The sequence below is a fragment of the Actinospineispora eucalypti genome (assembly GCF_039543365.1).
GTDB classification, from domain to species: Bacteria; Actinomycetota; Actinomycetes; order Mycobacteriales; family Pseudonocardiaceae; genus Pseudonocardia; species Pseudonocardia eucalypti.
This window is the reverse complement of record NZ_BAABJP010000010.1, coordinates 1-24,005: the sequence shown is the minus strand read 5'-3', so window position 1 is coordinate 24,005 and position 24,005 is coordinate 1. Positions and strand designations below refer to the sequence as shown.

At 72.0% G+C, this 24,005-nt stretch carries 22 protein-coding genes; 12 read left to right on the top strand and 10 right to left on the bottom strand.

Annotated features, from left to right (window positions below; genetic code table 11):
* Window positions 1-40 precede the first annotated feature (40 nt).
* Both ABEB12_RS13720 and ABEB12_RS13715 read right to left on the bottom strand, forming a co-directional pair.
* Window positions 41-1,186 carry an acetyl-CoA C-acyltransferase gene (locus ABEB12_RS13720; protein ID WP_185063848.1) on the bottom strand — a complete coding sequence of 382 codons (1,146 nt, stop codon included), beginning with the start codon at window positions 1,184-1,186 and terminating at the stop codon, window positions 41-43.
* A 91-nt stretch (window positions 1,187-1,277) separates the two neighbouring features.
* Window positions 1,278-2,678: an acyltransferase family protein gene (locus tag ABEB12_RS13715; RefSeq protein ID WP_185063847.1), complete on the bottom strand. Its 1,401-nt coding sequence runs from the start codon at window positions 2,676-2,678 to the stop codon at window positions 1,278-1,280.
* Between the two features lie 71 nt (window positions 2,679-2,749).
* Between ABEB12_RS13715 and ABEB12_RS13710 the strand changes: the two genes are divergently transcribed.
* From ABEB12_RS13710 to ABEB12_RS13695, 4 genes are all read left to right on the top strand, one after another.
* Window positions 2,750-3,763, top strand: a complete 1,014-nt coding sequence (locus ABEB12_RS13710; RefSeq protein ID WP_185063846.1) for a TIGR03617 family F420-dependent LLM class oxidoreductase — start codon at window positions 2,750-2,752, stop codon at window positions 3,761-3,763.
* 745 nt (window positions 3,764-4,508) lie between these two features.
* The gene (locus ABEB12_RS13705; protein ID WP_185063845.1) at window positions 4,509-4,937 is read left to right on the top strand and encodes an SRPBCC family protein; all 429 of its coding nucleotides are present in this window, start codon (window positions 4,509-4,511) and stop codon (window positions 4,935-4,937) included.
* Between the two features lie 78 nt (window positions 4,938-5,015).
* Window positions 5,016-5,837, top strand: coding sequence for a siderophore-interacting protein (locus tag ABEB12_RS13700; protein WP_345702794.1), 822 nt, complete (start codon window positions 5,016-5,018; stop codon window positions 5,835-5,837).
* A 122-nt stretch (window positions 5,838-5,959) separates the two neighbouring features.
* Entirely contained in the window at window positions 5,960-6,601 is a 642-nt protein-coding gene (locus ABEB12_RS13695; RefSeq protein WP_185063843.1) for a LysE family transporter, read from the top strand.
* Window positions 6,602-6,617: 16 nt separating this feature from the next.
* Here ABEB12_RS13695 and ABEB12_RS13690 read toward each other — a convergent pair whose 3' ends face one another.
* The 3 genes from ABEB12_RS13690 to ABEB12_RS13680 all read right to left on the bottom strand — a co-directional run bounded on the left by ABEB12_RS13690 (window position 6,618) and on the right by ABEB12_RS13680 (window position 10,100).
* Window positions 6,618-8,072, bottom strand: a complete 1,455-nt coding sequence (locus tag ABEB12_RS13690) for an oligopeptide:H+ symporter (protein ID WP_185063842.1) — start codon at window positions 8,070-8,072, stop codon at window positions 6,618-6,620.
* Window positions 8,065-8,832 carry a LuxR C-terminal-related transcriptional regulator gene (locus tag ABEB12_RS13685; protein ID WP_185063841.1) on the bottom strand — a complete coding sequence of 256 codons (768 nt, stop codon included), beginning with the start codon at window positions 8,830-8,832 and terminating at the stop codon, window positions 8,065-8,067. Before ABEB12_RS13685 ends, ABEB12_RS13690 begins: the two co-directional genes overlap by 8 nt.
* Before the next feature lie 77 nt (window positions 8,833-8,909).
* Window positions 8,910-10,100, bottom strand: a complete 1,191-nt coding sequence (locus ABEB12_RS13680) for a class I SAM-dependent methyltransferase (protein ID WP_345702793.1) — start codon at window positions 10,098-10,100, stop codon at window positions 8,910-8,912.
* Between the two features lie 66 nt (window positions 10,101-10,166).
* Here ABEB12_RS13680 and ABEB12_RS13675 point away from each other — a divergent pair, with 66 nt between their 5' ends.
* From ABEB12_RS13675 to ABEB12_RS13660, 4 genes are read left to right on the top strand one after another with little or no spacing between them, the layout of a single operon-like run.
* Complete coding sequence (locus ABEB12_RS13675) at window positions 10,167-10,748, top strand: TetR family transcriptional regulator C-terminal domain-containing protein (protein WP_185063839.1); 582 nt, start codon at window positions 10,167-10,169, stop codon at window positions 10,746-10,748.
* Between the two features lie 57 nt (window positions 10,749-10,805).
* Window positions 10,806-12,080: an MFS transporter gene (locus tag ABEB12_RS13670; RefSeq protein WP_185063838.1), complete on the top strand. Its 1,275-nt coding sequence runs from the start codon at window positions 10,806-10,808 to the stop codon at window positions 12,078-12,080.
* On the top strand, window positions 12,031-12,657 hold the full coding sequence (locus ABEB12_RS13665) for an HD domain-containing protein (RefSeq protein ID WP_345702792.1): 627 nt from the start codon (window positions 12,031-12,033) through the stop codon (window positions 12,655-12,657). Before ABEB12_RS13670 ends, ABEB12_RS13665 begins: the two co-directional genes overlap by 50 nt.
* Before the next feature lie 41 nt (window positions 12,658-12,698).
* Window positions 12,699-13,181, top strand: coding sequence for a DUF805 domain-containing protein (locus ABEB12_RS13660; RefSeq protein WP_185063836.1), 483 nt, complete (start codon window positions 12,699-12,701; stop codon window positions 13,179-13,181).
* A 21-nt stretch (window positions 13,182-13,202) separates the two neighbouring features.
* On the opposite strand, the gene ABEB12_RS13655 is transcribed toward ABEB12_RS13660, so the two are convergent.
* Complete coding sequence (locus ABEB12_RS13655; protein ID WP_185063835.1) at window positions 13,203-15,110, bottom strand: lysophospholipid acyltransferase; 1,908 nt, start codon at window positions 15,108-15,110, stop codon at window positions 13,203-13,205.
* A gap of 132 nt (window positions 15,111-15,242) precedes the next feature.
* On the opposite strand from ABEB12_RS13655, the gene ABEB12_RS13650 reads away from it, so the two are divergent.
* Window positions 15,243-16,259 carry an NAD(P)H-dependent glycerol-3-phosphate dehydrogenase gene (locus ABEB12_RS13650; protein WP_185063834.1) on the top strand — a complete coding sequence of 339 codons (1,017 nt, stop codon included), beginning with the start codon at window positions 15,243-15,245 and terminating at the stop codon, window positions 16,257-16,259.
* A complete protein-coding gene (locus ABEB12_RS13645) occupies window positions 16,256-17,173 on the top strand; it encodes an alpha/beta fold hydrolase (RefSeq protein WP_221498473.1) in 918 nt (305 codons plus the stop codon). The genes ABEB12_RS13650 and ABEB12_RS13645 overlap by 4 nt, the downstream gene beginning before the upstream one ends.
* A gap of 84 nt (window positions 17,174-17,257) precedes the next feature.
* Here the strand turns inward: ABEB12_RS13645 and ABEB12_RS13640 are convergent, their stop codons facing one another.
* A complete protein-coding gene (locus ABEB12_RS13640; protein ID WP_185063833.1) occupies window positions 17,258-18,274 on the bottom strand; it encodes an AraC family transcriptional regulator ligand-binding domain-containing protein in 1,017 nt (338 codons plus the stop codon).
* A 74-nt stretch (window positions 18,275-18,348) separates the two neighbouring features.
* Between ABEB12_RS13640 and ABEB12_RS13635 the strand changes: the two genes are divergently transcribed.
* Both ABEB12_RS13635 and ABEB12_RS13630 read left to right on the top strand, forming a co-directional pair.
* Window positions 18,349-19,806 carry an FAD-dependent oxidoreductase gene (locus ABEB12_RS13635; RefSeq protein ID WP_185063832.1) on the top strand — a complete coding sequence of 486 codons (1,458 nt, stop codon included), beginning with the start codon at window positions 18,349-18,351 and terminating at the stop codon, window positions 19,804-19,806.
* A gap of 89 nt (window positions 19,807-19,895) precedes the next feature.
* The gene (locus tag ABEB12_RS13630; protein WP_185063831.1) at window positions 19,896-20,807 is read left to right on the top strand and encodes a DUF559 domain-containing protein; all 912 of its coding nucleotides are present in this window, start codon (window positions 19,896-19,898) and stop codon (window positions 20,805-20,807) included.
* 11 nt (window positions 20,808-20,818) lie between these two features.
* Here the strand turns inward: ABEB12_RS13630 and ABEB12_RS13625 are convergent, their stop codons facing one another.
* The 3 genes from ABEB12_RS13625 to ABEB12_RS13615 all read right to left on the bottom strand — a co-directional run.
* Window positions 20,819-21,979 carry an acyl-CoA dehydrogenase family protein gene (locus ABEB12_RS13625; protein ID WP_345702791.1) on the bottom strand — a complete coding sequence of 387 codons (1,161 nt, stop codon included), beginning with the start codon at window positions 21,977-21,979 and terminating at the stop codon, window positions 20,819-20,821.
* A 12-nt stretch (window positions 21,980-21,991) separates the two neighbouring features.
* Window positions 21,992-23,203, bottom strand: coding sequence for an acyl-CoA dehydrogenase family protein (locus ABEB12_RS13620; protein ID WP_185063830.1), 1,212 nt, complete (start codon window positions 23,201-23,203; stop codon window positions 21,992-21,994).
* Window positions 23,200-24,005: hotdog family protein (locus tag ABEB12_RS13615; RefSeq protein ID WP_459115362.1), on the bottom strand; the 806-nt coding region annotated here is incomplete at its 5' end. The genes ABEB12_RS13615 and ABEB12_RS13620, both read right to left, overlap by 4 nt.

Here is a 24,005-nt window from a genome sequence, read left to right as displayed (position 1 = left end):
ATTATTGCAGGTGATCGCCCGACCTCGACTGTCGGCCTGGTTACACCAGTTCGAGGATGGTGGCGTTGGCCTGTCCGCCGCCCTCGCACATGGTCTGCAGGCCGTACCGGATCCCGTTGTCCCGCATGTGGTGGACCAGCGTGGTCATCAGCCGCGCGCCGGAGCCGCCGAGCGGGTGGCCGAGCGCGATCGCGCCGCCGTTCGGGTTCAGCGCCTTGGCGTCGGCGCCCAGGTCGGCCAGCCAGGCCAGCGGCACCGGGGCGAACGCCTCGTTCACCTCGAACGCGCCGATCTGGTCGATCGAGAGGCCGCTACGGGCCAGCGCCTTCTGGGTGGCCGGGATGGGCGCGGTCAGCATGATCACCGGGTCGGCACCGGCCAGCACGGCGGTGTGCACCCGGGCGATCGGGGTCAGGCCGAGCTCGGCGGCCTTCTCCGAGGTGGTCATGAGCAGCGCGGCGGACCCGTCGGAGATCTGCGAGCTGTTCCCGGCGGTGATCACGCCGTCCTCCTTGAACACCGTCTTCAGGTTGCCCAGGGTCTCCACCGTGCCACCCCGGCGCACGCCCTCGTCGGTGTCCAGCACGGTGCCGTCCGGCAGGGTGACCGGGGCGATCTGCGCGGTGAACCGGCCTTCGTCCTGCGCCGCGGCCGCCTTCTCGTGCGAAGCGAGGCTGTACTCGTCCACCTGGGTGCGGGACAGGCCCCACCGCTCGGCGATCATCTCGGCGCCGGTGCCCTGGTTCGGCATGACCCCGCCGAAGCGCGCGAGCAGCTTCTCGCCGTACGGGTCCTTGCCCTGCGTCGCGGAGAACATCGGCACCCGGCTCATCGACTCGACGCCGCCGGCGACCACCACGTCGTACTGCCCGGAGATCAGCCCGGCGGCGGCGAAGTGCACGGACTGCTGGGACGACCCGCACTGGCGGTCCACGGTCACCCCGGTGACCGTCTCGGGCCAGCCGGCGGCCAGCACCGCGTTGCGGGCGATGTCGAAGGTCTGCTCGGCGGCCTGGCTGACGCAGCCCCAGACCACGTCGTCGATGGCCGCCGGGTCCACCCCGGTGCGCTCCGCGAGGGCGCCGAGCACGTGCGCGGACAGCTCCACCGGGTGGATCCCGGACAGGCCGCCGTTCCGCTTGCCTACCGGGGTACGTACCGCTTCCACAATGACCGCGTCGCGCATGGGTTTCTCCATCCCGCTGGCTTCTTCGCCGGGTGTTCTTTAACCCAAAATAAATCCAGCGGGGCGCGCCCACCAGTGCGGGCGAGCGGGGTCACACTCGAGGGAGTGGTGGCCGCAGTGTCTGCAGCGCGGCCGGCGGCGACGGGACGTCCGTGATCACCATCTCGCGCTTGCCCGAGCCCATCATCAGCATCGCCGGCACGCTGGCCGCCAGCACCGCGGCGGAGAGCGCGACCATCCGGCTGGTCCGGCCGGACAACCTGGGCGGGTCTCCGGGCCGGCGCCGGTTGCGACCCATCAGCTGCGCGCTGAACCGGGTGCGGTGCAGCACCGCGCACAGCGCCACCGTGCCCAGCACGGTCAGCAGGAACAGCGCGACCGAGGTGGTCGCCGCCGGGGGCACCGCGTTCAGCCGCCGGCCCACGGACAGCACCAGGTCCAGCACCAGCGGGTGGGCCAGGTACACGCCGAAGGACAGCTGTGCGCCGTAGGAGAACGCCGCGCGCACCGCCGGCGCACCGCTCCGCATCAGCCACACGGCGACCAGGTACAACACCGCCAGCGCGTACAGCGACCACACCACCATCAGCGGCTGCAGCGGGCTGCTCGCCCCCAGCGCGCCCCGCGACGGCAGCTGCGCCCAGTAGGTCCAGAGCAGCCCGGCGGTCATCACCGGGACCATCAGGATCACCAGCACCCGCCAGCGCATCAGCACGGCGTGCCAGCGGCTCAGGTGCAACGCCGCCACGCCGCCGAGGACCAGCCAGAACTGGTAGCACAGCAGGCTGGCGTCACCGAGCAGGCCGCGCCAGCCGTTGTCCGGCAGCAGCCACCAGTGGTAGGCGGCCAGCGTGGCCAGCTGGAGCAACCCCGAGCCGAGCAGCAGCCAGCCGTGCCGGCCGGCCGTGCGGCGCAGCAGCCACAGGAAGCCGGGGAACACCGCCGCGAACTGCAGCGTGACCAGCAGGAAGTACATGTGGTAGCTGCCGTTGCCGGTGACCACCAGGTACAGCCAACGCAGCGGCAGGTCGTCCAGCAGCGGGCCGAACGGTTCGGTGGCCCGGGTGTGGTAGATCGACACCGCGAAGTAGATCGTGGTCCACCACAGGTACGGCACGCCGACCAGCCGGAACCGGCGGCGGCGGAAGGCGCCCTCGTCGGGCAGCCGGCCGTCCGGGCCGATCCTCGGGAAGTAGGTGCGCACCAGCACCAGCGCCGAGACGAAGAAGAAGATCTCGCGGCTGTAGTGCAGCACCAGGCTGGCCTGGCCCAGCCCCACGCTGTCGATCGGGTACGGCGCGCCGATGGCGTGCACCGCGATCACCGAGAGGCAGGAGAGCACGCGCAGCGCGTCGATCTGGTCCATCCGCTGGGAGGCGGACCAGCTCGCACGGGCAATGCCAGGCGCCGGCACGCGCTCGAGCGTGTCGCCGGAGCGCTCGGGTAGACCCACCGACATCGCCGCGTGTTCCTCCTCTGATCGCTCGCCCAAGGGTTCAACGGCCGGTGACCAGGTTAGGGTGCGGGGCCAAACGGATGAAAAGAGAGGGGTGTGTGTTTCCTATGAAGGTCGATTTCGGGATGGGCGGCGAGTTCGGCGCCTGGGACCGGGCGGTCGAGGCCGAAACCGATGGCTACGACGGCTGTTGGGTCCCGGAGACGCAGCACGACCCGTTCCCCGCGCTGGCCGTCGCCGGCACCCGGACCTCGCGCATCCAGCTGGGCACCTCGATCGCGCTGGCCTTCGCCCGCAACCCCATGTCGATGGCCGTACTGGCCAACGACCTGCAGCTTTACACCGGCGGGCGGTTCATCCTGGGCGTCGGATCGCAGATCAAGCCGCACATCACCCGGCGGTTCTCCATGCCCTGGTCGGCGCCGGCCGCCCGGATGCGCGAGTACCTGCTGGCGGTGCGCGCGATCTGGAAGTGCTGGGAGACGGGCGAGTCGCTGCGCTTCCTGGGCGAGCACTACACGCACACCCTGATGACGCCGTTCTTCAACCCCGGGCCGAACCCGCACGGCAACCCGCCGGTCATCCTGGCCGGGGTGGGCCCGAAGATGACCGCGGTGGCCGGCGAGGTGGCCGACGGCTTCTTCGTGCACGGCTTCTCCACCGAGCGCTACCTGCGCGAGGTCACCGTTCCGGCGCTGCTTTCCGGGCGTTCGGCGGCCGGTTTGTCCGGGCTGGACGGCTTCGAGATCAGCGGCATCCCCTTCGTGGTGACCGGCGCCGACGCCGCGGCCACGGCGGCGGCCGACTCGGCGGTACGGAAGCAGATCGCGTTCTACGGCTCCACCCCCGCCTACTGGCCGGTCTTCGAGCTGCACGGCTGGCACGGGCTCGGCGAGGAGCTGAACACGCTGTCCAAGCGCGGCGAGTGGGACGAGATGGGCCGCCGGATCAACGACGAGATCCTGGATGCGTTCGCCGTGGTCGCGCCGCCCGAACGGGTCGCCTCGGAGATGCTGCGCCGGTACGGCGACGTGCTCACCCGCACCTCGTTCTACGCGCCGTTCTCCGCCCCGGAAGGCTTCTGGCAGCCGATCATGCGCGAACTCCAGGCGGCCGGCTGAGCCCACGCTCAGCCGCCCTCTCAGCGAACTCCCAGTCTCGCCCTCTCCGCCCCGAGGTCCTTTTCCCCGCTTCCCCGCTTTGGCTCTGCGTGGAAAAAAGCAACACCCGGTGTCCGGAGGCACCCGGAGGCACGTCGCGTGGGCTTCCGGATGGGTCCGAAGATCGCTCGGACCGCGCCGCCGCCGGCCGTCCGCTGCCCAGGGGCCGCCCCTCGCCCCTGGGCAGCGGATCGCGATCGTGCCTGTGGGTTCCCGGGGCTCGGCTTCATCGAGTGGTAGCACAGTCGCCCGAATTCATGATCAAAAGCCGACCGCGCTACCGCTCGACGCGCATCCCCGGTTTGATGCTCGCCCTGCGTGACAGTCGCGCAACGGACGGGCGGAAGTGACGGGCGGAGCCGCGTTGCCGGGTCACCCTGAGTCCGGCCTGATCAAGCGATCCACCGGTCTGAGCTTGCGCTCGATGACCCGCGGCAACCGCGCGCGGCGAGCCCCGAACGGGCGCAGCCCGGCAGCCGAACCGCAACGGGCGGCACCCGGGCCGCGAAAGAGCGAGAGCGGCGCCGTCCCGGCGATCTTGAAACCCCACCGAGGGCCCACGGCACATCGCCTCCGGACACCGGGTGTTGCTTTTTTCCACGCAGAGCCAAAGCGTGCTGGACGGGGTCGCCGAGACTCTCAGCTTGGTGCCGAAATCGAGCGGCCGTGTGCCGGGGCCACCAAGGGCAGGCGTACCTTCGTGACCATGGAGTATCGGGTGGCCGTCGAGATCAACGCCGCGCCGGACCGCGTGTGGGCGGTGCTGGAGGACGTGGCCCGCTGGCCGGCGTGGAGCCCGACCATGGACAGCGTCGAGCTGCTCACCGACGGGCCGTTCGGCCGCGGCAGCAAGGCGGAGGTTCGCCAGCCGAAGCTGGCCAAGGCAGTATGGACGGTGACCGCGTTCGAACCGGGTCGCCGGTTCGAGTGGTCGACCAGCAGTGTGGGCGTGACCACCCGCGCCGACCACGTGATCGTGCCGACCGCGGCGGGCTGCCAGGTCACCCTGGAGATCGCGCAGACCGGCGCGCTGGCCGGCCTGATCGGGCTGGCGTTCGGCTCACTGACCCGCCGGTACGTGGACCTGGAGGGGGCCAGCCTCAAGAAGCACTGTGAATCTTCCGGTGCAAGTTAGGATAGGCTTACTTTACTTAGACGATTGGAGCTCCGCATGGCGGACCGACCCCCTCGCAAAGGACGCCAGACCACTCGCATGGTGGTGCGTCAGGCCGACCGGATCACCCCGCACCTGATCCGCATCGTGGCCGCCCCCGCCGAGCCGGAGGATTTCCCCCGGTTCGAGACGCCGTACACCGACGCCTACCTCAAGGTGGTGTTCCCGCTCGCCGGGGTGACCTACCCGGAGCCGTTCGACATGGCCACCGCGCGGGAGGCGCTGCCCCGTGAGCAGTGGCCGGTGCTGCGCACCTACACCCTGCGCGAGGTGCGCCCGGAGACCGGTGACCTGGTGCTCGACTTCGTCTATCACGGCGACGTCGGGTTGGCCGGGCCATGGGCCGCCACCGTCGTGCCGGGCACCGAGTTCCACGTGGCCGGCCCGGGCGGCGCCTATGCCCCGGACCCGACGGCGGACTGGCACCTGCTGGTGGGCGACGAGTCCGCGCTGCCGGCCATCGCCGCCTCGCTGCGCCAGATCCCGGCCGGTGTGCCGGCGCACGTGTTCGCCGAGGTCGGCGGCGCCGAGGACGAGCTGCCCCTGGAAACCCCCGGCGAACTGCGGCTGCGCTGGCTGCACCGGCCGGACGGGGTGAGCCTGCAGGAGGCGGTGCGCACCGCGTTCAATTCGGACTTCCCCACCGGCCGGGTGCACGCGTTCGTGCACGGTGAGGCGAGCGCGATCAAGGAGCTGCGCCGCTACCTGGTCTACGAGCGCGGGGTGCCGCTGGGCGACCTGTCGATCTCCGGCTACTGGAAGCAGGGCGTCGACGACGAGGGCTACCGCGCCACCAAGAAGGACGCGCGCGCCGCCGAGGCCGTCGAGGACGCCCAGCACGGCCTGGTCGAGGCCCGCTAGCGCGGACCGCGCCAGCTGAGCGGGCGCCCGGTCAGGCGCCCGCGGGAGACGCGGCGCCGGAGAGCCACTTGGCCCGGATTGGCCCTGGCGCGGGCCGCGCGGCGGCACGTTGACTACGACGCATGGTGTCTATGGCGGCCGCCGCCGGAATCGGAGTTGTCGCGCTCGGCCTGGTACTCACTCCCGGGCCGAACATGATCTACCTGGTGTCCCGTTCCATCACCCAGGGACGGCGCGCCGGGCTGATCTCGCTGACCGGGGTCGCGGTCGGTTTCGCGGTGTACGTGTGCGCCGCGGCCGCCGGCCTGGCCACGGTGTTCGCGGCGGTGCCGGCGGCATACACCGCTCTCAAGATCGCCGGCGCGGCGTACCTGCTCTACCTGGCCTGGCAGGCCCTGCGGCCCAGCGGCACGTCGGTGTTCGCCCCCGAACCCCTGCCCGCCGAACCCAACCGCAAGCTGTTCGCCATGGGCCTGCTCACCAACCTGCTCAACCCCAAGATCGCGGTGCTCTACGTGGCCCTGCTGCCGCAGTTCATCGACCCGGCGCGCGGCTCGGTGGCGACGCAGAGCCTGGCGCTGGGCGGCATCCAGGTCGCCGTGGCCCTCACCGTCAACGCGCTGATCGTGCTGGCCGCCGCCACGCTGGCCCGGCTGCTCGCCCGCCGGCCCAGCTGGCTGCGCGTGCAGCGCTACGTCATGGGGACCGTCCTGGCCGGGCTGGCCGTGCGCCTGCTGCTCACCGACCGCACCCGCCCCGCCTAGGCCGTGTAAACACGGCCTAGAGCCCACCGGCCATCCGGCGCTTCACCCAGGGCGCCACGGCGAGCATCAGCAGGCCCAGCCCGATGGCGACCGCCCCGCTGATCCCGAAGTAGCCGAACTCGTGGCCCTCGACGTAGAAGTCCGAGACGACCCCGGACAGCGCGGTGGCCAGCGACAGCGACAGGAAGTAGAGCGCCATCATCTGCGCCTGGAACTGCGCCGGGGCCAGCCGGGTCGCGGCGGACAGCCCGATCGGCGAGAGCATCAGCTCGAACACCGCGAACAGGCCCAGGATGCCGAACACCGCCAGCGCCGGGGTGGTCTTGCCGGTCCCCGCCGCCATGGGCAGGAACAGCAGGAACGCGCCTCCCATGCCGATCACCGCGATGCCGAACTTGACCGGCGTGGACGGCCCCCGGTCACCCAGGCCGGTCCACAGCCGGGCGAACAGCGGGGCCAAGATGATCACCCACACCGGTTCGGAGCCGATCCACGACGCCGGGGCCTCCCAGCCGAGGATGTTCCAGTCGATTCGGGTGTCGGAGTACTGCGCCAGCACGGTGAAGGTCTGCTGGAACAGCGCGAAGAACGCCGTGGTGGCCAGGAACAGCGGGATGAACGCCCGCACCCGGACCCGTTCCTCGGTGGTCACCCGCTCGCTGGTCAGCAGCAGCGCGAAGTAGCCGGTGGCCACCACCACGACCACCAGCGCGATCACCTTGGCCAGGTTCGCCAGGGTCACCCAGCCGGAGACCAGCACCGCCACCACGACCAGCAGAACTCCGGCCCCGACCAGACCCGCCTTGGGCAGCTCGGCCGGCGGCAGCGGGTTGGCCGGGTCGCGGCCGGCGTCGCCGAAGTTGCGCCGGAACCGCACGTACTGGGTGAGACCGAGCGCCATGCCGAACGCGGCCAGCCCGAACCCCCAGTGGAACCCGTGCTCCTCCTGGACCAGCCCGGTCAGGATCGGCCCGATGAAGCTGCCGACGTTGATGCCCATGTAGAACAGCGTGAACCCGCCGTCCCGGCGCACGTCGCCCCGGCGGTAGAGCTGGCCGAGCAACGCCGAGGCGTTCGCCTTGAGCGCCCCGCTGCCCAGCCCGACCAGCACCAGCCCGACCCCGACGCCGGTCAGCCCGGGCAGGACGGCCAGCGCCAGGTGCCCGAGCATGACCACGAAGCCGCCGTAGAAGATCATGCGCTCCATGCCGAGCACCCGGTCGGCCAGCCAGCCGCCCAGCACGGTGCACAGGTACACGAACCCGCCGTACGCGCCGACGATGCTGTTCGCGGTGGCCTCCGGCAGGCCCAGCCCGCCCTTGGTCACCTCGTAGTAGAGGTAGAAGTTGAGGATGAGCAGCATCCCGTAGAAGGAGAAGCGCTCCCAGAGCTCGACACCGAACAGGTTGGCCAGCCCGATCGGGTGGCCGAACAGGGTGCGCTCCTCCGGTTTGTCCACTACCTCAGGCATGTTCCGTCCCCCTCGCCCGCACCAGCAGCGCCAGTTCGGTGCGCGATCGACACCCGACGGAAGCCAGCGCCCGGCTCACATACTTCTTCACCGTGTCCTCGGCCAGGCACAGCCTGCGCCCGATGGCCGCGTTGGTCAGCCCCTCGGCGACCAGTTCGGCCACCTCGCGCTGCCGGCGGGACAGCCCGCCGAGGCCGTTGCCTTCGGCGGCTCGGACGGGCTCGGCCGGCAGGCCCCGGCTGATCACGTTCAGCTGTCGGCCCATCCGGCGCAGCGCGAGCAGCTCGCGCTCGCCCAACCGGGTCGGGTCCGGGTCGAACAGGCCGATCAGCGCGTGCCGTTCGCCGGGCAGGCTCAGCCACATCCCGGTCGCCGAGTACAGCCCGTACTTGAACAGGAAGTCCTCGAAGTAGCCGCGCGCGCCGTGCGGCATCCGCTCCATCTCGCGCAGCGAGGCCACGTGCGTGCTGCGCAGCGCGCGGCGGGCCTCGGCGGTGTCGAACGCGTCCCGTTCGCACCAGTCGGCGTGGTACTCGTCGAACATGCCGGGGATCTGTCCGCGCAGCAGCGGCGTGACGTCGCCGAACGCCTGGTGGAACGTCGGGCCGGTGAAGAACGTGGTGTGCCGCAGGCCGAACTGGTCGCTCAGCGCGGTGAGCAGCCGGTCGGCGAAGTCGGGCACCGAGTCGGCCTGGTCGCAACGTTCCAGCACGGCGAAAACGCGCTCGTAGTCCAGCGCGTCCAGAACACCGGTGTCCAACCCCGCTCACCTGCCTCACCAGGGGCGTTGCCTGACTGGCAAATTAACACCGCCCCGCCGGCCGGGCCACTCAAGGCTCAGCCAGCAGCCTCACAAATGAGCGCCCACGGCTTGTCCCGGACCCTGGTCATCACCAGTACTCCGGCCCGCGACCCGTTCCCCCGCAGCCGGCGGGCCAGCGCGGGCACGTCGCCGGCCAGCCCCCGGCGGCGGATGTCCAGCGCGCCGATGTCCAGCGCGCGCAGCCGCCCGGCCAGCTCGCGCTCCTTCCACGGGCCGTCGTCGAGCACGCGCAGCGGGCGGCCGAACGGGGTATGGATCGGCCGGTCGCTGGCCAGGAACGCGATCCGTTCGTCGATCTTCCAGGCGTCACCGACCCGGCGCGCCAGGTCCTCCACCAGCCCGGCCCGGGTGACCGCCGGGTTCGGGTCCAGCAGGTATCCGCCGGGGTCCCGGCAGTCCACCGCGTCCCCGGGCTCCGGCAGGAGCTGCCAGGTCCGGCCGTCGCCCAGCACCGTGGCCCGGCGGGGCGCGCCGGCCAGCGCGGGCGACCACAGCACGGCTTCCTTCAGCTCCCGGCCGTCCGCGACGAACTCGACCTCCCAGCCCGCCGGCACCGGCTCGCGGTCCAGGCCGGGCGCGGCCTTGATCGCCACCGCCTCGACCGCCGGCGCCAGGGTGAGGCACCAGTCCAGCGGCGGCTCGCTGTCCCCGGTGCGCATCCGGCGACCGGCGGAACGCCGCGCCGGGTCGACGAACACCGCGTCCACCCCGGCCAGGTCCACCTCGCGCACGTCGGCGCGGAGCGTGCGGACCCGGTCGGCGACCCCGTACGCGGCCGCGTTCCGCCGCGCCATGCGCAGGTGCAGCTCGTCGCGGTCCACCGCGAGCACCCGTGCCGCCGCGCCGGCCAGCGCAAACAGATCGCCGCCGATGCCGCAGCAGAGATCGGCCAGCGCGTTCGGGGAAGCCGTGGCCAACCGCGCCGCGCGGTGCCGGGCGACCGGCTCGGGGGACGCCTGCTCCAGCCCGTCGCGGGTGAAGAACATCCGGTCGGCGCGGGCGAACTTGCCGGCCGCGCGGCGGCGCAGCCCGTGCTGGGCGAGGGCGGCGGTGACCAGTTCGGCGGGGTGTTCCCGGCGCAGGGCGGTGGCCAGGCGCAACTCGTCGGCGGCGGGGTCGCTCGAGGCCAGCCGGTCCAGCACCGCCCGGCCGGCCGGGGTGGCCAGCAGGTCCAGGTTGGCCAGCCCGCGCGCGGTTTCGTCCATCGGCGCCATTGTTGCGTATCGGCCGAGTTCTTGACTGATCGATACAAAACTGCCTAGAGTGGGACCGTGCCCAGGCCCCGCGAGTTCGACGAGTCCGCCGCCGTCGCGGCGGCCATGGAGACGTTCTGGAGCCGGGGCTACGAGGCGACCAGCACCGCCGACCTGTGCGCGGCCACCGGCCTGGGCCGGGGCAGCCTGTACAACGCGTTCGGCAGCAAGCACGCACTGTACGAGGTCGCCCTGCGGCACTACGTGGACCAGGGGCTCGCCGCGCAGGTGGAGATCCTGCGCGCGCCCGGCACCCCCACCGAACGCCTGCGCGCGCTGATGATCTGGGTGATCGACACCGACCTGGCCGACCCGAACAAGCGCGGCTGCCTGGCGATCAACGCCTCGGTGGAGACGGCCGGCCGCACCGGTGCGGTGCCGGACACCACCCGGGGGCACTTCCGACGCCTGGAGAACCTGCTCACCGAGGTGATCACCGAGGGCCGGCGGTCCGGCGAGTTCGACGCGGCCGGCGAGCCGGCCGCACTGGCCCGCACGTTCATGAGCACCTACTACGGCCTGCGGGTGCTCACCAAGGTGATCGACGACCGGGCGGCGCTGCTCGAGGTCGTCTCCGGCGCGGTGGCCGCGCTGCGCTGATTTTTTTGCCCAAGTTTTGTACACATCGATCAAAAACTGTGTCGAGGGGAGACCGACGTGCCGAGGATTGTCTACGCACTGGCCATGGGCGTGTTCGCCATGACGACCAGCGAGTTCATGGTGGCCGGCATGCTGCCGCAGCTGGCCGGTGGCCTGGGGGTGTCCATCTCCGCGATCGGCTACCTGGTCTCCGCGTACGCGGTGGCCATGGCACTGGGCGGCCCGGTGATCTCGGCCGCGATGGCCCGGATGTCCCACACCCGCGCGCTGGCCGTCCTGCTCGCCGCGTTCCTGGCCGGGCAGGTGCTCGGGGCGGTGAGCACCGGATACCCGGTGATGGTGGTGTCCCGGCTGATCACCGGCGGCGCGGAGGCGGCGTTCTTCGGCGTCGGGATGACCGTCGCGCTGGAGGCGGTGCCCCGGCAGCGGGCGGCTCGAGCATCTTCGGTGGTGTTCGGCGGCCTGATGGTGAGCAGCGTGCTCGGCGTCCCGCTGTCCACCTACCTGGCCCAGTGGGCCGGCTGGCGCGGCGCGTTCTGGGCGGTGGCCGGCCTGGTGCTGCTGGCCGGGGCGGCCATCCTGCTGAACATGCCGGGCCGGGGTGCCGCCGAGGCCGGAACACCGGAGCCGCTGCGCACCCAGCTCGACCAGTTCCGCAACCGCCCGCTGTGGGCGGTCTATCTGACCAGCCTCTGCTACATCGGCGCGCTGTTTGCCGCGACCAGCTACTTCGCCCCGCTGTTCACGCAGCTCAGCGGCTTCTCGCTGGCCATGGTTCCGGTGCTGCTCACCGGCTACGGCCTGGCCGCCGTGATCGGCAACGCGATCATCGGCCGGCTGGCCGACCGGTTCCCGACCCGGGTCCTGGCCATCGGCATGGGACTGCTCGGCACGCTGCTGGCCGGGCTGGCACTGGGCGCGTCGAGCCAGGTCGTCACGCTGGTCTGCGCGCTGGGGATGGGCGCGGTCGGCATGCCGCTGAACTCGGCGACCATCGCGCGGCGGATGCGGGTGGCCCCGAACGGCCCACTGATCAACACGGTCGGCGCGTCCATGGTCAACGTGGGTATCGCGGTCGGCCCCGCGCTGGGCGGCATCGCCATCGACGCGGGACTCGGGCTGACCTCCCCGGTGTGGGTCGGTGTCGGATTCGCCACGCTCGGCCTGGCCAGCCTGCTTTACCGCGCGAACGCGCGGACCGAGCGTGCGCCCGGTTCGGCGCCCGCGGGAGACACCGCGAATGCGGTTGACCGCGCCCCGGTCCCGGCCCTGCAATCGACCGGTGGAACCTCGACTGATCGAACGCAACCCGTTGCCTGCCGGGATAACTGACCGGCTGGCCAGCCAGCTCGAGTTCATCCTGGAGGTGGACCGGCTGAAGACCGTGCTGCGCGCGTCCGCGCTGGCCGCCGCCGACCGGCGGGAGAACGACGCCGAGCACTCCTGGCACCTGGCGCTGATGGTGTTGCTGCTGGCCGAGTACGCCGACGAACCGGTGGACGTCGGGCACACCATCGCGCTGGTGCTGGTGCACGACCTGGTGGAGATCTACGCCGGCGACACCCCGCTGAACGACACCGTGGCCGCGCGCACCCAGCAGGCGCGCGAGGAGGCGGCCGCGTCGCGCCTGTTCGCCCAGCTACCCGCCGACCAGGGGGAACGGCTGAACGCGCTGTGGGAGGAGTTCGAGGCCCGGCAGACCCCCGAGGCGCGGTTCGCCAAGGCGATGGACCGGCTCCAGCCGATGCTGCTGAACTGGCTGAACGAGGGCGGCACCTGGCGGGAGCCCGGGGTCACCGTGGACGTGGTCCGCGGGCGGGCCGAGCTGGTCACCGACGGGTCCCGCCGGCTCGGTGCCGCGCTCGAGAAACTCATCGAAGAGTCCCACCGAAGGGGTTGGACCGCGTAAGATCACCACTTGCTTGACGCCGCGACCGAGGGGGTTCGGGCATGCAGTGGTATCTCAAGGTGCTCCGCCAGTACGCGGACTTCGCCACCCGGGCCCAGCGCACGGAGTTCTGGATGTTCACCCTGATCAGCACTCTGATCACGTTCGGACTGGGCATCATCGACTATCTCGGCGGCTTCAAGTTCGGCGCCATCGAGGAGATCCCGAACTCGGGTTTCGGCGTGCTGCAGACGTTGTACGGCCTGGCCGTCATGGTGCCGACGCTCGCGGTCAGCGCCCGCCGGCTGCACGACATCGGGCGCGGCGGTTGGTGGCTGCTGCTCGGCGTCGGCGCCTTCCTGATCTATGGGGTGAGCGCCGGCGCCGCCTTCGCCGGCGCCGGGATGGGCATCGTGGTGCTCGCCGCCCTGATCATGATCGCGGTGACCATCCTGTTCGTCGTCTGGTTCTGCTTCGACAGCCAGCCCCAGGCCAACCACTGGGGCCCCAACCCCAAGCGCTACAACCGCGCCCGCATGCGCTGAGCCCGGCGGCTCGCGGGCGAACTACTGGGAGGCGCGGTCCCGGTCGGCTATCCGGTTGATCGCCCGGCCCACCTCGGCGAGCTCGTCGGCGAACGCGCGGCGGCGCTTGGCCAGGTGGGGGGCGTCGGAGTTGACCAGGTCGCGGTGCCGGGCCAGGTTCAGCGCAGTGCGGAACATCTCGCCGGTGACCGACTCCTCACTGGCCAGGATGCGCTGCAGCGCCCACTGGTGACCGACCCGCAGGCAGGCGTCCACCAACGCCTCCTCGTCGACGGCCTCGTCCTCGTCCATGCCGGCCAGCTGCTCACCCACCACGCGGTACGCGTCCAGGAACGGGCGCAGCGCCAGGTGCGCGACCAGTGGCCGCGCCCGGGCCAGCCACTCGCGCGCCTGGTTGGGCGTGACGTCCAGGCCGGCCGTGGCGTCCGGGGCGGCCAGGATGGCGATCTCGGCGGCCAGCTCGTCGGCGAACTGCTCGCGCTGGGCGAAGAAGAAGTCGAACTTGAGCAGCTCGCGCAGCCGCAGCGCCTCGTCCCACGCGGTCCGGGGCTCCCGCTCGGCCGGTACAACGGAGCTTTCCGCCACGGCGAGCAGCGCCAGCTCGGCGATGGCCCGGCCGAGCAGCACGTGGATGGCGCTGTTGCGGTAGGTGGCGGCGATCAGGTGCTGCTCCGGGCCGATCCCCCACACCGTCTCGGTGCCGCCGCTGTACGCGGTGAGCACGCCCGAGCGGACCAGCTCGCGCAGCGCCCAGCGAATCGTCGACCGGTCGGTCAGGTTGGCCGCGCCGGCCACCGGCCAGCCCCGGCCGATGACGTACTCGGCCAGCGGGCGCACCGTGGCCAGCACCTGGTCCAGGGTGAGCGCCCGGTTGGCGCCCAGGAGCGCGATGCACACGGCGGCGGTCGGGGTGACCGGGGTGGCCTCGTTGATCCGGTGGCAGACGTCCAGCGCGACCCGCTCCACCTGGTTCGAGACCTCTTGCTCGCGCAGCTCGGTCAGCCGGGCGCGCAGGGGCAGCGGGCGGCCGAAGTCGAGGTAGACCCGGCCCAGCCGCTCACGTAGCCCGCGCGCGTAGTTGACCAGCCAGCGGACGTCCTCCGGCTCCTTGCCCGCGCCGCGCGCCTCGGAGGCCATCTTGCCGATCTCGTGCACCGGCAGCTGGTCGTACATGATCGACACGGGCACCAGCAACGGGTCCGCGTCCGGCCGGCCGTCCAGCGCGTCGGTGACGTAGCGGAGCAGGCCGTGGCGGGGCGGGCGGAGCTTGCCGGTGCGGGTCCGGCCGCCCTCGATGGACCAGCCCAGGTTGGCCTTGTTGGCCACCAGCTGACCGACGAACGAGCGCAGCGCCAGCCGGTAGATCGGCTGGTCCCGGGTGGCCCGCCGGACGTGCACCATGCCGTTGCGCCGGGCCACCGTGCCCAGCGGGAAGAAGTTCAGGTTGGCCCCGGCCATGCCGTACATCGGGGACAGCCCGCCGGCCGCGATCATCGGTGGCATGAGGAACTCGTCCAGGTAGGACCGGTGCGAGATGAGGAAGACCAGCGCGTGCTTGCGGTCCAGGCGGCGCAGCTCGGCCAGGCCGTCCTCGTCGACCAGCTCGTCCAGCCCCCGGGTCAGCCAGCCGCCCACCCGGTCGAACAGCCCGGTCACCCGGGGCACGTGGGTCGCGGACATCTCCCGCAGGAAGTCCCCCGCCTCGTCCAGCGCGGCCTCCGCCGGCCGGCCGAGCGAGTCGGCCAGCTCGCCGACCGCGCTCCGGAACGACTCCGACTCCAGCAGCTGGCACACCTCACGCGTGTCGCCGGGCATCGGCCGGCTGGGCCGGGGCAGCAGGCCGGCGCCGCGCAGCGGACCCCGCGCCCCGGTCCGCCCCAGCACGGTCACCACCTGGTCCCGAACGACCGTTGGCTTAACCACGCGCATGCCCGCACCCCCGGTGTATATCGATGTGTCGTAGGCCACTCTAGAGCGTGTGGCGGCCACCGCCAGACGAACGGCTCGAGGGTCCCATTTCGCGGGCAGCTGACCGCAATAGCACCGGGTAATGTGCTCGGAATGCAGCGCAGACAACCGAAGGTAGCGGTGTTGGGCGGCGGCTCGTGGGGCACGGCGGTGGCGTCCATCGTGGCGGCCAGCGCCCCGACTACGCTGTGGGCCCGCTCGCCCGAGGTCGCCCGGGAGATCGACGAGCAGGGCCGCAACAGCCGCTACCTCGGCGACGTCGCGCTCACCGAGGGTCTGCGCGCCACCAGCGACATGGAGCGCGCGGTGCACGACGCGGACGTCCTGATCATGGGCGTGCCGTCGCACGGGTTCCGCGAGGCACTCACCCAGGCGGCGCCGTTCGCCCGGCCGTGGATTCCGGTGGTCAGCCTGGTCAAGGGGCTCGAACAGGGCACCGACGACCGGATGACCGAGATCGTCGCCGAGGTGCTGCCCGGCCACCCGGCCGGCGTGTTGTCCGGGCCGAACATCGCGGCCGAGGTGATCGCCGGCTATGCGGCGGCGGCCACCATCGCGATGCCCGACCAGAGCTCGGCCACCCAGCTGGCCGAGCTGTTCCGCACGCCGAGGTTCCGCATCTACTCCACCACCGACGTGGTCGGGGTCGAGGTGGCCGGCGCGCTGAAGAACGTGTTCGCCATCGCGGTCGGCATGGGCGACGGCACCGGCGCCGGCTTCAACACCCGGGCCATGGTGATCACCCGTTCGTTGCGCGAGATGAGCCGCTTCGGCTGCGCGCTGGGCGGCGACCCGCGCACCTTCGCCGGCCTGGCCGGCACCGGCGACCTGATCGTCACCTGCACCAGCCCGGCCAGCCGCAACCGCCGCGTCGGCGAGCAACTGGGCAAGGGCAAGCGGATCGACGAGGTCCTGGCCGGGATGAACCAGGTCGCGGAGGGGGTCAAGACGGTCAGCGTGGTGTTGAAGCGAGCCTCCGAGCTGGGCATCGACATGCCCATCGCCGCCGAGGTGGACGGCGTGGTCAACAAGGGCGGCACCGCCGAGGAGGCCTACCGCGGCCTGTTGAAGGCCACCCCCGGGCACGAGCACCACGGGGAGGGCTGGTGAACCGCGCTCTGCTCGCGGCCGGGCTGCTCGGCGCGGCCGGTGCGGCGGGGATCGCGGTGGCGGCCACCCGCCCGCGCGCCGCCTCCGGCGAGGCCACGGACACCCCGTTCTACCGGGGTGGTTCGGGCTCGCCGATCCTGCTGCTGCACGGGATCAGCGTCACCTGGCGCTGCTGGAAGCCGGTGCTGCCACTGCTGGAGCAGGCCGGTCACGAGGTGGTCGCACCCACCCTGCTCGGGCACAGCGGCGCGGCCGACTTCGCCCCCGGGACGGCGCCCTCGGTGGACGCGCTGGCCGACGGCGTCGAACAGTTCCTCGACGAGCAGGGCCTGGGCCGGGTGCACGTGGTCGGCAACTCGCTGGGCGGCTGGCTGTCCCTGGAGCTGGCGCGGCGCGGGCGGGCGCGCTCCGTGGTGGCCTTCTCCCCGGCCGGGGCGTGGAGCTCGGCGGCCGCGATCCGCGGCGTGATGGCCGTGATGCACTACGGGCTCAACCTGGTCACCCACCTCGGCCCTTCGGCCGACCGGCTGGCCGCGTCGCCGCTGGCCCGCCGGCTGCTCTGCTACGCCCAGGTGGAGCACCCGGAGCGCCTGGACCCGGCCGAGGTGGCCGCCGACATACGGGGGCTCGCGTGGGCACCGGGCGTGCAACCGCTGCTGAAAGTGCTGGGAGACGCCCCGATGCAGCCGCTCCCCGACCCGGGCTGCCCGATCCGGGTCGTGTGGGCCCGCCGGGACCGGCTGATCCCCTACCGCTCCTTCGGCGCCCCGCTGCTGGACCGATTGCCCACCGCCGAGCTGATCTTCCTGGAGAACGTCGGCCACGTCCCGATGAGCGACGACCCCCGGTCCGTCGCCCGCCTGATCCTGGAAATGGCCAACTCCGTCGACCGGATCACCCAGGCCGGCGCCTAACCCCCCAATCCCTGATTCAGTGACTTCAGCACACTGATTCAGTGACTTCAGCAGGAGCGAAGCGCAAGGATCGCCTGGTTCGGATCAGCGGCGGGCGAGGCTGGGCGGGCGGCCGTGCCAGCGGGTGTAGGCGTGGGTGAACGAGGCGGTTTCCGCGTAGCCGAGCCGGGCCGCCACCTGGGACACGGCCAGGCCACCGGTGAGCATCTCGCCGGCCAGGGTGTCCCGGACCTCGTCCAGCAGCGCGCGGAACGAGGTGCCCTCGCGGGCGAGCCGGCGGCCGAGGGTTCGGGTGGCCACGTTCAGCTCGCCGGCCACCTCCTCCATGGACGGCATGCGGGTCGGGTCGCGCAGGATCCGGGTGCGCACCAGCGCGGACACGCCGTGCCGGCGGCGGCGCTGGTTGAGCAGGTCCTCGCACTGCCGGCGGCACATCAGCGCGGTCAGCTCGTCGCCCGAGGGCAGCGGCATGTCGTGCAGCCATCGCGGGTAGCGCAGCACGTTGCGCGGCGCGCCGTAGCGGACCGAGGACGGCCGGCCGAACTGGTCCAGCAGGCCGGGGCGTTCGACCGGGTAGCGCAGCTCCACCTCGAACAGCTCGCCGCTGGCCGAGGCGCCGAACAGCGCCGCGCGCACGTTCCCGACGGCGGAGAGGTCGCGGTCGAAGAAGAACTCGCGCACGTCCGCCGGGACCAGGCTGTCGTCCACCACGATGGCCACCCGTTCCCCGGCGTCCTCCAGCCGCATGCTGACGAACATCGAGGTCAGGGGCAGGTAGCGCAGCGCGAGGTGCACCGCCTCACCGACCGTCCGGCTGGCCTGCATGGCGAAGCCGAGAATGCCGGCAGTGGATACCTGGTACCGCACACCGGTCTGCACGCCCAACCCCGCACGGCCCGGCAGGGCGGCGAGCAGGTTGCGCGCCACGGCGAGCTCCTGGGTGGCCTGCACCAGCGCGCCGGGGTCGTCCAGCTCTCCGGTGGTGAGCCCGGTGCGGGCGAGGCAGCGCGCGGCGTCGATCCCGTGCGCCGCGCCGGTCTGCAGGATCTGCCGGACCGCGGCGGTGGATCGGGGGAAGTCCCACGGCAGACCGCTGTTCATGACTGTCCGAAACTATCAAGTCACGGTCGGTTCCGGACATTCCACCCCAGTCGTCCCACCCCTAACTTCGACGCATGAGCCAGCGGGTGCCCTCGGTCGCGATCATCGGCGCCGGCATGTCCGGCCTGTGCATGGCGATCAAGCTGCGCGAGGCCGGCATCACCGACGTCACGGTGTACGAGAAGGCCGACGAGGTCGGCGGCACCTGGCGGGACAACACCTACCCGGGCCTCTCGTGTGACGTGGCGTCGCGCTTCTACCAGTTCACCTTCGCCCGCAACCCGGGTTGGACGCACCGGTACTCGCCGGGCTCGGAGATCCAGGCGTACTTCCGCGCGGTGACCGAGAAGTACCGGCTGCGCGAGATCATCCGGTTCGGCACCGAGGTCACCGAGGCCCGCCTGGAGCCGGACGGCCGCTGGTGGCTGCGCACCGGCGACGGCATCGAGCGAACCGTCGACTTCCTGATCGGCGCGACCGGCATCCTGCACCACCCGCGCTACCCGGACATCAAGGGCCTGGACACGTTCGGCGGCCCGGTGTTCCACTCCGCCCGCTGGGACCACGGCGTCCCGCTGGCCGGCAAGCGGGTGGCGGTGATCGGCACCGGGTCCACCGGCCTACAGATCGTCGGCGCGCTGGCCGCGGAGGTTGGCCGGCTGGTGCTGTTCCAGCGCACGGCGCAGTGGATCGTACGGCTGGACAACCCACGCTACGGCCGGCTGACCCGCGCGCTGCACCGGCGGTTCCCCGCGCTGGACCTGCTCACCTACCACTTCCACCGCAAGCGGCTGGACTTCCTCATCTCCGGCGCGCTGACCCACCCGGGCTGGCGGCGCACCCTGCTGGAATGGCTGTGCCGGCGCAACCTCAACACCGTGCGCGACCCGGAGCTGCGCCGCAAGCTGACCCCCGACTACCGGGCCGGCTGCAAGCGGCTGGTCGGCTCGAGCGAGTTCTACCCGGCGATCCAGCGGCCGAACGCGGAGCTGGTCACCGAGCGGATCTCCCACGTCGAGCCGGGCGCGGTGGTCACCGAGGACGGCCGCCGGCACGAGCTGGACGTGCTCGCCCTGGCCACCGGTTTCGACGCGCACGCATTCGTCCGGCCGATCCGGATGACCGGGCGGGACGGCATCACCCTGGAGCAGGCCTGGGCGGACGGCCCACGGGCGCACCAGACGGTGGCCATGCCCGGCTTCCCCAACTTCTTCATGCTGATGGGTCCGCACAGCCCGGTCGGCAACTACTCACTGACCGCGCTGGCCGAGGCGCAGGCCCTGCACATCCTGGGCTGGATCCGGCGCTGGCAGGCCGGCGAGCTGGAGTCGGTCGAACCCCTCCAGCGGGCCACCGACGCCTTCAACGCCTCCATGCGCGAGGCCCTGCCGGACACCGTCTGGAGCACCGGCTGCAACAGCTGGTACCTGGGCCGGGACGGCGTCCCCGAGCTCTGGCCCTGGTCCGCCGAGCGCTACCGCGCCCTGCTGAAGGAAGCCCCCAACCCCGCCGACTACCAACTCACCCGCTGACATCTACCTGAGCGAGGTTTGATCATGCCGGCGACCCCGCTCAGGTAGATCTCGGCGAACTGTCGGACCCGTCCCGCACACTGCTGGGCATGTCGGGGGACGTTTTTCGGGGCAGCGAGGCGGTGGCGAGCGGGCTGGTGACGCCGGACCAGCTGCGCGGGCCCCGGTTCCGGCGGGTGTTTCCGGACGTGTACACGCCCGCCTCGCTCACGGTCGATCTCGCGGCCCGCTCGCGCGCGGCATTCCTGCTGGTTCGCGATCGAGGTGGGGCACTCGGTGGGTACTCCGCCGCCCAGCTGCAGGGCGCGGACTGCGCCCCGCTGAACGCTCCCGCCGAGGTCATCCTGCCCGGGTCGGCCAAGCCACACGCGGGCCTTCGGGTCCGCCGCGAGACTATGGCCGTGTCCGACCTTGCTGTGGTGCGCGGCCTGCTGATGACGACGCCGCAACGCACCGCCTGGGACCTGGCCCGACGGCTCTCCCTGGTCGACGCGGTGGTCGCGGTGGACGCCCTCGCCCGGGCCGGCGGGTTCCGACCGGCCGACCTGTTGGCTCGCCGCCTGCTGGAACCGGGTGCGCGGGGCAGCCGCCGGCTCGACCGAGTGGTCGCGCTGGCGAATCCACGTGCGGAGTCACCGCAGGAAACGCGGTTGAGGGTGGGGTTGGTGCTCGCCGGCCTGCCACCGCCCCAGGTGCAGTACAAGGTGCTCGACGAGTACGGCTTCCACCTCGCCCGGGCCGACCTCGCCTACGAGGAAGCGCAGCTGGCAATCGAGTACGACGGTGTCGGCCACTTCAGCCGGATCCGACACGAGCACGACCGGGAACGAGATTCCCTGCTGGCCAGCCACGGCTGGCTGACCGTGCGCCTGTTCCAGGAGAACCTCAAGGGCATGCCGCAGACCGTCGGCAAGATCCGTTCCATCCTGGCCGGCCGGCTACCCGCGCGCCCACATCTACCTGAGCGGGGTTCGATCACGCCGGCGACCCCGCTCAGGTAGATCTCGGCGTCTCACAGTCCGATGCGGGTGGCCACTTCGGCGTAGTGGGTGTCGGTGGGGCCGAGGAGTTGCTGGGAGGACCAGGCGCGGCGGTAGTACAGGTGGGTGTCGTGTTCCCAGGTGAAGCCGATGCCGCCGTGCAGCTGCACGGTCTCCGCCACCACCTCGCGGAACGCGTCCCCGCAGTAGGCGGCGGCCACACGGACGGCGACCGGGAACTCGGGGTCGTCCTCGGCCAGCGCGGCGGCCGCGTAGCGCGCGGCGGAGCGGGAGAACTCCACCCGACGCAGCATGTCCACCGCCTTGTGCGCCACCGCCTGGAACGAGCCGATCACCCGGTCGAACTGGCGGCGGGTCTTGGTGTACTCGACCACCATCTCCAGGCAGGCGGAAGCGCCTCCGGCCTGCTCCATCGCCAGCCCGACCAGCGCGGTGTCCAGCGCCCGCGCGACCACCGGCGGGGCCGCCCCGGCGGTGCCGATCAGCCGCGCCGGCGCGCGATCCAGGGTCACCGCGGCCACCGCGCGGGCCAGGTCCAGCGACTCGGCCGGTGTCCGGGTCGCCCCGGGCGCGTCCGCGCGCACCGCGTAGAGGCTGCGCCCTTCGAGCGCTCGTGAGTGGCGAGTGACGCTATGGCGGTCATCGCCACTCACGGGGTCGCCGCCGGACACGGCGGTGACCAAGATCAGGTCCGCGTCCGCACCGTCCAGCACGAACGGCTCGGTGCCGGTGAGCAGCCATCCGCCGTCCTCCGCCACGGCCCGGGTCTCGGCATTCCGGGCGCCTTCCCGGCCGGCGGAAACCGCGAGTGTCGCCACACAGTCCCCGGCCACGATCGCCGGCAGCAGCTCGGCACACGCGGCGTCGTCGCCGGACGACAACAACGCCGGGACGGCCAACCCCACGCAGGACAGGTAAGGCCCCCGGTACAGCGCGCGGCCCATCTCCTCGAACACCACGCCGGTCTCGGCGGCGGTCTGCCCGAGCCCGCCGTACTTCTCCGGCACGGCCAGCCCGACCAGGCCCAGCTCGGCCAGCCGCCGCCACAGGCCCCGGTCGAACGCCGGGTCGTCCCGCAGCGCGACCAGCGGCGCCTTGTCCCGCAACAGCCGACGAACCGAGGAGCGCAGCTCGCCGCGTTCGTCGCCGTCCACCAACAGATCCGGGTTCACGATTCTCCGCTCTCAGGACGGGCGGGGCAGGCCGAGCACCCGCTGCGCGATCGAGTTCTTCAGCACCTCGTCGGTGCCGCCGCCGATGCGGTAGCCGGGCGCGCCGAGCACCAGCGAGGTCCACGCGTAGGTGCCCCACTCGCCGGTGTCCACCACCGCGCGCGGGCCGAGCACGTCGGTGACGAACCGGCCCAGGTGCGCCATGTTGTCGGACAACGCCATCTTGTTCAGCCCGGCCTCCGGCCCCGGCGCCTCGCCGGCGCGCGCCCGCGCGGCCAGCACCTGCTGGTTGTACCGGGCCACCCGCAGGGCCACCATCAGCTCGCCGAACGCCCGGCGCACCACCGGGTCCCCGGCCAGGTCACAGTGCCGGACCAGCGCGGCGATCCGGTCGGTGGACAGCAGCCCCGTGCCGCCGAACCCAGTGGCGCCGATCGCGTTCCGCTCGTTGGCCAGCGTCGTGATGGCCACCCGCCAGCCCTCGCCGACCTCGCCCAGCCGGTCGGTGTCCGGCACCACCACGTCGTCCAGGAACACCTCGTTGAACGCCGCGCCGCCGGTCATCTGGCGCAGCGGCCGCACGGTGACACCCGGGGCGTGCATGTCGAGTACGAAAGCGGTCAGGTTGCGGTGCCGGGGGCCGTCCGACGTCCGGCAGATGATCTCCCCGATGTCCGCCAGATGCGCGCCGGAGGTCCACACCTTCTGCCCGGACAGCCGCCAGTTCCCGTCCTCACCCCGCACCGCCTTGGTGGACAGCGAGGCCAGGTCGGATCCCGCGCCGGGCTCGGAGAACAGCTGGCAGCCGATGTACTCCCCGGAGTACAGGCCGGTCAGGTAGCGCTCGCGCTGGGCGTCGGTGCCGTGGGCCAGGATGGTCGGCGCCACCATGCCCAGCCCGATGGTGAGCATCGCGTCACCCGGGACCTGGTAGCCCCGGGCCACCCGCTCGAAGGCCCGCTGATGCGCGCCGGAAAGGCCGCGCCCGCCGTGCTCGGCCGGCCCGGTGATCCAGCCCAGCCCGGCCTCCCACAGGCCCCGCCGCCAGGCCCGGATGGCCGGCAACGCGTCGGCCTCGGTCTCCGGGTCCGGCTCCTGGAAAAGCCGCACCTCGTCGCTGCCCTCGCCCCAGGCGAACGCCTTGCGCTCGGCGCGAGCCGCCCGAGGATAGTGCGCGGACAGGTACGCCTCCACCTCCTCGGCGAAGGCCTCGAGCGTGATCAACGGGCTCTCCCGGCGGCCGGCGAACCGGCCTCGCCGCGCACCGGCAGCGCAACCACGGCGGAGCCCGGCATCACGGTCTCGCCGCGCTGGTTCACCGCCTTGGTGGCCACCTCGACGACGTGCTCGCCGTCGTCGTCGACCCGCTTACCGGTGATCTCCCCGCGCAGTTCGACCACGTCGGACAGGTAGACGAACTTGCGGTACTCCGCCCGGCACTCCTTGATCCAGGCGTGGTCACCGGCCCAGTGCGTGAGCTGGTGGATCTGCCAGCACTGCCGCTGGAAACCGACGTCGTACTGGAACGCCACGCCCATCGCCTGGGCGGCCTGGTAGTTGTAGTGCACCGAGTAGATCGGCTCCTGGGCACCGGTGATCGGGTCCCGGAACGCCCAGGCCGGGTGGGCCCGGTAGTCGTGCAGCGAGGCCGCGTGCGCCTTCAGCCGGGGAATCGGCGTGCCGCCGCCGGCCACGAAAGCGATCTCGTCGGTCAGCCCGATCGGCCCCTTGGTGACCACGTCCAGCTCCTCGCCCTCCCGCACGTCCTCCCAGTACCGAGGCTCGGCGCCCCGGGGGCGCTCGGCCAGGATCCGGGCCTCGATCTCGGCCACCTCGGCCGGATCCCAGCGGTGCGGCAGCTCCGGGCCCGGCTGCGCCCCGTTCTCGGCGCCGCGCCGGGCCAGCCGCCGGCCGCGCTCGTAGTTGATCACGTTCCACCGGATGGTGGCGATCCGCTCGCCACGCTGGTTGTGGTAGCTGTTGAGGAACCTGTCGGTGACCGAACGACCGGCGAACTTGCTCGGCG

What these genes read in the sequence shown, in the direction of transcription:
- ABEB12_RS13720 (WP_185063848.1), bottom strand. Translation starts at nt 1,186, where the DNA reads ATGCGCGACGCGGTCATTGTGGAAGCGGTACGTACCCCGGTAGGCAAG.
- ABEB12_RS13710 (WP_185063846.1), top strand. Translation starts at nt 2,750, where the DNA reads ATGAAGGTCGATTTCGGGATGGGCGGCGAGTTCGGCGCCTGGGACCGG.
- ABEB12_RS13705 (WP_185063845.1), top strand. Translation starts at nt 4,509, where the DNA reads ATGGAGTATCGGGTGGCCGTCGAGATCAACGCCGCGCCGGACCGCGTG.
- ABEB12_RS13700 (WP_345702794.1), top strand. Translation starts at nt 5,016, where the DNA reads ATGGTGGTGCGTCAGGCCGACCGGATCACCCCGCACCTGATCCGCATC.
- ABEB12_RS13695 (WP_185063843.1), top strand. Translation starts at nt 5,960, where the DNA reads ATGGTGTCTATGGCGGCCGCCGCCGGAATCGGAGTTGTCGCGCTCGGC.
- ABEB12_RS13690 (WP_185063842.1), bottom strand. Translation starts at nt 8,072, where the DNA reads ATGCCTGAGGTAGTGGACAAACCGGAGGAGCGCACCCTGTTCGGCCAC.
- ABEB12_RS13680 (WP_345702793.1), bottom strand. Translation starts at nt 10,100, where the DNA reads ATGGACGAAACCGCGCGCGGGCTGGCCAACCTGGACCTGCTGGCCACC.
- ABEB12_RS13660 (WP_185063836.1), top strand. Translation starts at nt 12,699, where the DNA reads ATGCAGTGGTATCTCAAGGTGCTCCGCCAGTACGCGGACTTCGCCACC.
- ABEB12_RS13655 (WP_185063835.1), bottom strand. Translation starts at nt 15,110, where the DNA reads ATGCGCGTGGTTAAGCCAACGGTCGTTCGGGACCAGGTGGTGACCGTG.
- ABEB12_RS13650 (WP_185063834.1), top strand. Translation starts at nt 15,243, where the DNA reads ATGCAGCGCAGACAACCGAAGGTAGCGGTGTTGGGCGGCGGCTCGTGG.
- ABEB12_RS13640 (WP_185063833.1), bottom strand. Translation starts at nt 18,274, where the DNA reads ATGAACAGCGGTCTGCCGTGGGACTTCCCCCGATCCACCGCCGCGGTC.
- ABEB12_RS13635 (WP_185063832.1), top strand. Translation starts at nt 18,349, where the DNA reads ATGAGCCAGCGGGTGCCCTCGGTCGCGATCATCGGCGCCGGCATGTCC.
- ABEB12_RS13630 (WP_185063831.1), top strand. Translation starts at nt 19,896, where the DNA reads ATGTCGGGGGACGTTTTTCGGGGCAGCGAGGCGGTGGCGAGCGGGCTG.